The sequence below is a fragment of the Vibrio sp. D417a genome (assembly GCF_030248595.1).
GTDB lineage: Bacteria > Pseudomonadota > Gammaproteobacteria > Enterobacterales > Vibrionaceae > Vibrio > Vibrio alginolyticus.
In genome coordinates this window covers 1-3,085 of sequence record NZ_JAHGAM010000032.1, presented here as the reverse complement: position 1 = coordinate 3,085, position 3,085 = coordinate 1, and the positions used below count along the sequence as shown (strand labels likewise).

At 39.7% G+C, this 3,085-nt stretch carries 4 protein-coding genes; all 4 read left to right on the top strand.

The genetic code is table 11. The annotated features are described in order from the left end of the window. On the top strand, positions 1 to 436 hold a 436-nt coding region (locus KI742_RS21215; RefSeq protein WP_285445306.1), incomplete at its 5' end, for a GNAT family N-acetyltransferase. A 137-nt stretch (positions 437 to 573) separates the two neighbouring features. Continuing rightward, positions 574 to 978 carry a hydrolase gene (locus KI742_RS21210; protein ID WP_250154691.1) on the top strand — a complete coding sequence of 135 codons (405 nt, stop codon included), beginning with the start codon at positions 574 to 576 and terminating at the stop codon, positions 976 to 978. A 150-nt stretch (positions 979 to 1,128) separates the two neighbouring features. Then, positions 1,129 to 1,803, top strand: coding sequence for a hypothetical protein (locus KI742_RS21200; protein ID WP_285385526.1), 675 nt, complete (start codon positions 1,129 to 1,131; stop codon positions 1,801 to 1,803). Between the two features lie 242 nt (positions 1,804 to 2,045). After that, on the top strand, positions 2,046 to 2,954 hold the full coding sequence (locus KI742_RS21190; RefSeq protein ID WP_017448864.1) for a hypothetical protein: 909 nt from the start codon (positions 2,046 to 2,048) through the stop codon (positions 2,952 to 2,954). Positions 2,955 to 3,085: the final 131 nt, after the last annotated feature.

The window sequence follows — 3,085 nt, the reverse complement described above, 5'->3', positions numbered from 1 at the left end:
AAATGGAGTAAAAATGAGAATTTTTGAAGCCGATAGCTCTATGAAAGACGCTGTTGGTCAATTCTATAAAGAGCAGGGCTATCATAGCGCTTGGTCTAATACTGAAAGAGCATTTATCTGCCTCAACGATGGTGCGATTATCGGCTCAGTGAAAGTTGAGCTTATCAATGATGTGACGATACTCAGGGGCATGTACATTGCAAGTGAGTTTCAAGGTCAAGGTTTAGGACTCCAATTTCTTAAGCACATTGAGCCTGTTTTAAATTTGCGTACCGCCTATTGTATGCCACTTGCTCATGTAACAGATTTCTACAAGCATATTGGCTTCAATGAAGTTGAAGAAAGTCAGTATCCGGAGTTTCTACAACAACGTTGTGAAAAGTATCGTGAAATGGGGTATTCGATTACAACGATGCGTCGTGAAAAATTTGCATAACAAGCAATTCAAGCTGATTCGCAACGCTCGGCGCTCTCGGTTTCAATAGGTTTGGTGGTTACGGTGAAGTGCTTGGGTAATGTGGCAGCGTTGCTCACAACTTAATTGGGCGTTATGTGCTTTGGGAGAAAATGGAAATGGATATTCCCGATAGATTCAAAAATGTAAGATATGTTTCATCCCGCATACCGGGTTGCAAAGATGATTCAGACTTAACGCTTGGAGCTAACTGCCAGGTCTTTGCTTATAACCTGCTCAGAGACTTCGGTCTAAATCCACCTAACTACCGTTCTAGTGAACTGTGGGATGACTCGGAGTTTAGTGAGGTGGTTACTGAGTTTAAGCCGTTAGATATCATGATGTATAACGACTCTACAGACTCATATGGAGCACATGTTGGCGTATATGCTGGTAATGGAATTGTCTATCATCTTTCTTTATCCAACGGTGTGCCTAAGTTTGAGCGTCACTTGGACTTGCTTCAACAAAGTAAATATCGGTTTTTTATTGGTGCCAAGCGTGTAAAGCGGTCTGGTGCATAACGTAAGCACGCACATAACAAACTGTTCAAGAGGGATTCGCAACGCGTGGCATTTTCACAATGCGTTGGTTTTAGTGTTTAAGGAGGTGTGCAGCAGCTTCGGTATTGCGTTGCTCACCCCTTAACAGGGCGTTAGAGTATAGGAGAAATTATGGAGCTAAACGAAAGAGTTTTGCTTAGTTTAGTAGCGGTTTTTGTAGGCTGGCTGTTGGCTCAGTTCACGAATGTAGCTAATGACAAGTTGAAACAAAGAAAGATAAAAAAGTGCTTATTGGAAGAACTAGATGAAATTGAAAGTGAGCTTAATCGTACTCTTTATTCATATTCGAGAACGCTGCAAATATATGCGCTAAAAGGAGTTGAGCTTACAGTCCCATTAAATCTAACGAACCATATATTTAAAAATCATTATAAAGATGCGGTGCTTGGTCTTAACAAGCCTCAAAGAATTTCATTTCAATTAATTCATTCTCACATTGACAGAATTAATGTCGGCATCGAAGATTTACATGAAATTGCTAAGTCTATTGATAAAAACAACCAAAAAAATGACTCATTATCGTTATCTGATCTCGAACGATGGGGGCAAAAAATTAGAGCGGAATTTCATAATGTTGCAATAGTTGTATGGCACATAAAGCATCATAAAAAGAATAAGCATTCTCCATCCTTGCCAATTGGGACTGAAACACACGAATCCTATGTAAAGTACGTCGATATGGTCGACAAAAAAATTGAAAGCCTTTTGAAAGATGCAGAGTCGTTAGATAGGGATAAGTTCATGAAAATATACAACCCTGAAAACTTCACGAAAAATATACTCTAACAAACTGTTTAAGAGTGATTCGCAACGCGTGGCATTTTCACTATGCGTTAGGTTTTGTGTTTAAGGTGGTTTGCGGGAGCTTCGGTATTGCGTTGCTCACACCTTAACAGGGCGTTATAGCGCTTAGCGTAATTCAACTATCATACCGAGATGTAGCACAAAAATATTAGTGTCGAACATTGAAATATACGCATTAAGTACCATATCATCCCTAAAGCCTTATAGGTTACATGGAGAATGACGTGAAGCAGCAACCTCTAAACTTAGTTCCTGTTAAAATGCAGGAAGTTGATAATATTAGTATGGGTGTTTTGCCTAATGGTGAAACTTTTCTTTCATTGCAAGGGTTAGCTAAGTTTTGTGGTTTAGCTCCGAGTTCAGTTATCCAACTAGCTCAAGATTGGTCTGCGGGTGAAGCTCAAGGCAAAATTCGTGGTCAGCAGCTTACAGAACTAATAAAAGAATGGACCGAATCTGAATCAGTTCCAGATACTTTATACGTTGAAATTGATAGTAAAAATTCAATTACCGGCGTAATTCATGCAGTGCCAGAACAAATTGTAATGGCAATTACGGATTATTATGCCCACTATGCGCAAGTGACCAAGCCTGAGGCGATCCGTAATTATCGTAGAGCCGCGAAGCTAGGTTTGCGAAAATATATCTATGATCGCCTAAATTACAATGAACAAGATCTAATTTCGGAAAGTTGGAAACTTTTCCAAGAACGAGTCCTAAATAATGAATGCCCTAAGGGTTATTTCACGATGTTTGATGAAGCAACAACGATAATTGCTTCTTTAATTCGAAACAATATTATTGTTGATGACTCGATAATGCCTGATGGAAGTTTAGGCATTCATTGGGCTAAATACTGGAAAGATCAAGGGTTAGAGGCGGTTCATGGAGAGCGTATTAAAATAGTTCACAAATACCCGGAATCATATCGTCAGCTAGATCCTGAAATTAATGCTTATCCAATTGGTGCTTTATCTGAGTTCCGAAGGTGGTTTCAAGAAACATATTTACCAGAAAAATACCCAGCCTATATTAAGCGGAAGATAAAGGACGGAACTGTAGCTCTAGAGTCAGTTCCAGTACTTCTATCTGCAGTTATGCCACCTGACGTTTCAGAGCGTTTACTCAACTAAAAGCGCTATAACAAAGCATTTAAGAGTGATTCCCAACGCATGGCATTTTCAGCTTCGTGTTGGGTTTTGTGTTTACGGTGGTGTGGTTTAGGTAAGGTGGCAGCGTTGCTCACACCTTAATGCGGCGTTAT

Coding starts and splice junctions, on each gene's coding strand:
- KI742_RS21210 (WP_250154691.1), top strand. CDS start 574: ATGGATATTCCCGATAGATTCAAAAATGTAAGATATGTTTCATCCCGC.
- KI742_RS21200 (WP_285385526.1), top strand. CDS start 1,129: ATGGAGCTAAACGAAAGAGTTTTGCTTAGTTTAGTAGCGGTTTTTGTA.